The organism is Actinoplanes sp. NPDC051859, from assembly GCF_044452725.1.
Lineage (GTDB): Bacteria > Actinomycetota > Actinomycetes > Mycobacteriales > Micromonosporaceae > Actinoplanes.
In genome coordinates this window covers 1-3,764 of the sequence record NZ_JBITBX010000036.1, presented here as the reverse complement: position 1 = coordinate 3,764, position 3,764 = coordinate 1, and the positions used below count along the sequence as shown (strand labels likewise).

The window sequence follows — 3,764 nt, the reverse complement described above, 5'->3', positions numbered from 1 at the left end:
TTCGGCCGGCCCGTGGTCCCCGACGTGAAAATCACATACGCCACATCCAACGGCGACAACGGCCGAGAGATTAACGGGCTCGAACCCGGCACACCGGCCAACGGCTCCGACACCAACAAGACGGCAGCCGCATCCTCCAGAATGGTCTGCACGCGCTCCTGCGGATACGCGATGTCGATCGGCACAAACGCCGCACCAACCCGCACGACCGCCGCCAGAGTAACTACCAGGTCGATCGAACGTGGCAACTGCACTGCCACCCGATCACCCACCCGGACACCCCGACCAAGCAGAGCCCGAGCCACCCCATCCACCCGGGCATCAAACTCGGCATACGTCAGGCTGCTGCCGTCATCGCCGACAACCGCAACACCGTCCGGCGTCGCAGCGACCTGGGCACGGATCAACTCATCCAGAGTGGCCCAGGGGACTTCCAGCTCCGCACCGGCTACGGCCGGAACGCCGCCGACCGCGAGGTCTGCTACTCGGGTGTCGGGAGCTTCGGCGACAGCGGTCAGGATTCGGTCGAACATGGCAGCGAACCGGTCGACAGCGGCCCGGTCGAAGACATCGGGCCGGTAGGAGAACTCGAGAACCACCGAGTCCGGACCCGGCGTGACCGACAATGCGAGCGGGTGCGCGGTAGCGTCCCGCCCATCTACCTCACGCAGAGTGATACCGAGGCTTTGCTGCGTCTCGGCCAGCTGCTCCTCATCAACCGGGTAGCTCTCGTAAACGACCAGAGTGTCGAACAGCTGAGTGAACCCGGTGTCGCGCTGCACCTGCGAAAGGGGAACATGGTGATGGTCCAGCAGAGCAGTGTTGTGTTCCTGAACCCGGACAATCAACTCCCCGAGCGTCGGATTGCCCGCCAACGACACCACCGCCGGGACCGTGTTGATGAACAACCCCACCGCGTCCTCGATGCCGTCCACCTCTGCAGGCCGGCCGGAAACAGCAGCACCGAACACCACGGTGCGCTGCCCCGTGATGCTGTTCAGCAGGACACCCCAGGTCGCTTGCAACACACTGCTGAGCGTGGCACCGGCCGCATGCGCCGTACGCTGCAACGCCGCGTGCCGGTCCGAGCCCACGACGACCTCGAATTCGTCAGGGAACACCGCGGAGGTCAGTGAAGCACCGGGCGCGACAAGCGTCGGCTCCTCCACCGCCTCGAGCGCTTGCGACCACCGCGCCAGCGAATCCCGCTCGTCACGAGCCGCCAGCCACGACAGGAACGCCGGATACACCCGGTCCGGCTCGATCCGCGCGGCAGGATTCCGGTACGCCTCCAACAGCGCCTCGACCAGCCGCGGGCCCGACCAGCCGTCGGCCAGAACGTGATGCATCGTCCAGATCAGAGTGTGCCGGCCGGGCTCGGCGGTCCGCAGCGTGGCGCGGGTGAGCGGCGCCGACTGCAGGTCGAAGGGCTCCGCCCGGTCCTGGTCGAGCACCTCGTCGAGCGACACTTCGGCGCCGATCGTACGGAACGGGGTTTCCACCGTAGCCGGGATGACCGCGACCAGTTCGCCGGTGTGGGTCGGGGCGATGGCCGCCCGCAGGTTCGAGAAACGCTCGAACACCCGGCCCAGGGCGACCCGCAGCCGTTCGGGGTCGACCGCGCCGTCAAGGTGCAGGACGGTCTGGGTGATGTAGACGTCGACCGCCCCGTCCCCGGTGCCGAGGAGGGTCTCGAACGCGATGCCTCGCTGTAGGGCGGTGAGGGGCTGGACGTCGGTCAGTTCCCCATGCCGCGTCTCCCACCCGTCGACGTCCGCCTGCCTCAGCTCCGAGGCGGTCAGGTCAGACGGCGAGCAGCGCGGGTGGGACGCCGAGCCCGCGTAACGGGCCAGGACCGCCAGCGCCGCGGTCCACAGCTCCACGAGTTCCCGTACGTCCGCTTCAGCGACGATGCCGGTCGCAAAGCCGAAGGTGCCCTCCAGCACGAGGCCGGCCGCGCCCGGAACCGCAGCCACGTTGATGTCCACTACCGCCGCCAGCGGCAGCTCCTCGGGGGCGTACCCGTCGAGGCTGCCGGTCCAGGCGACGGCCTGGACCGGCTCGGTGTCCTGGAACTGTCCGAGGTAGTTGAACCCGATCTGCGGGACTGCGCCCGAAGCGAGGGCCGCGGCGGTGCTGGGGTTGAGGTGGCGCAGCAGGCCGTAGCCGACGCCTCGGCCGGGAACCTGACGCAGCTGTTCCTTGACACGCAGCACCACGTCCGCGGCCGTTCGCGGGTCGGTCAGAGCCTGTTCGGGATCGAGGTCGGCGCTGGACAACCCGACCGGGAACCAGCTGGTGAACCAGCCGACCGTACGGGAAAGGTCCGCTCCCGGAACCAGGGATTCCTGACGGCCGTGCCCTTCCAGCCCGACCAGCACCCGGCGGTGGGCGGCACCACGGCGGGCGCGCCAGGCACCGACGGCGATGGTGAGCGCACCGAGGAGGACGTCGTCCACCTCCGCCGACAGCAGGCGCGGCACGTCGGTGAGCACAGCCTGGGCCGGCACCAGGACCTCGACCGTGCCGGCGGTCGCCTCGGTGTCCCGGGCGGGGTCGAGCGGGCGGGAACCCAGTAGCGGTTCCTCCGCAATGACTGCCTCAGACCAGTACTCGAGCTGCCCCACAACGTCAGCATCAGCCGCACGCACAGCCAGAGCATGAGACCACGCAGGCAGACTCGTCCCGGTCGCCGGGAGAGGTTCGGTCGTCTGTCCGGTCTCCAACTCCCACGCCTGCCGCAGGTCGTCGCCGAGGATGCGCCAAGACACACCATCAACCACCAGATGGTGAATCACCCACAACAGGTGACCACCCGACTCCACATCGCCCTGGAACCAACGGGCGCGCCAGAGCACTCCCGCTTCCACATCAAGCGACTCGGACAGCTCCGCCAAGGCGGGTGTCGGCGTCGGCATGCTCGACTCCGGCGCCACGGAAATCTGCGCATCAATCGTTACCAGTGGGGCCTGCCGCGCCTCGAACCGCCACCGGTGCTCATCGTCCCGGATCAGCCGGCCGCTCAAAGCGGGGTGTTGCTCGACTACGCGTCCAAGGATCCGGTGCAGAGCCGGTTCGGTCAGACCAGGTGGGGTGACGAAAGTGAACGACTGCGTGAACGCACCGAACCCGGGCAGGTCGACCTCGGCCGCCGCGATCGGCAACAGCCCCGATTCCGAACGCTCAGGCACCTGCACCGCGGCATCGTGATGCTTTGCCAAGCGAGCCAACGCGGCGACAGTGCGGGCACCGAACATCTCCGCAGCGGTAACCAGCACACCGGCCCGACGCGCCCGCGACACCACCTGGATCGACATGATGCTGTCCCCGCCGAGGCGGAAGAAGTCATCGTCCACCGACACCGCCGGTATTTGCAGAACCGCCTGGAACACCTCGGCGAGGACTCGCTCGGTGTGGGTCTGCGGTGCCCTGCCAGCCTCGCTGCCAGCCTCGCTGCCAGCCCCGAAGTCCGGCGCCGGCAGAGCCCGACGATCCAGTTTGCCGTTCGCCGTCACCGGCAAGGCGTCCAAGAAACTGAAAGCCGCCGGGACCATGTACTCCGGCAACCGCGCCTCGGCCAAAACCCGCAACTCATCAGCCGACACGCCACCGACCACATAAGCGGCCAAGAACTTGCCACCCGCCGGATGATCCACCGCAACAACCGCAGCCGCGGACACACCCTCGTGACCCTCCAGCACGTTACGGATCTCATCCAACTCGATCCGGAACCCACGAATCTTCACCTGATCATCAACACGACC

1 protein-coding gene is annotated in these 3,764 nt (G+C 67.8%); it reads right to left on the bottom strand.

All coding sequences use genetic code 11. The features are described from left to right. On the bottom strand, window positions 1-3,746 hold a 3,746-nt coding region (locus ACIA1L_RS33380), incomplete at its 3' end, for a condensation domain-containing protein (RefSeq protein WP_396077069.1). Between the last annotated feature and the right edge of the window lie 18 nt (window positions 3,747-3,764).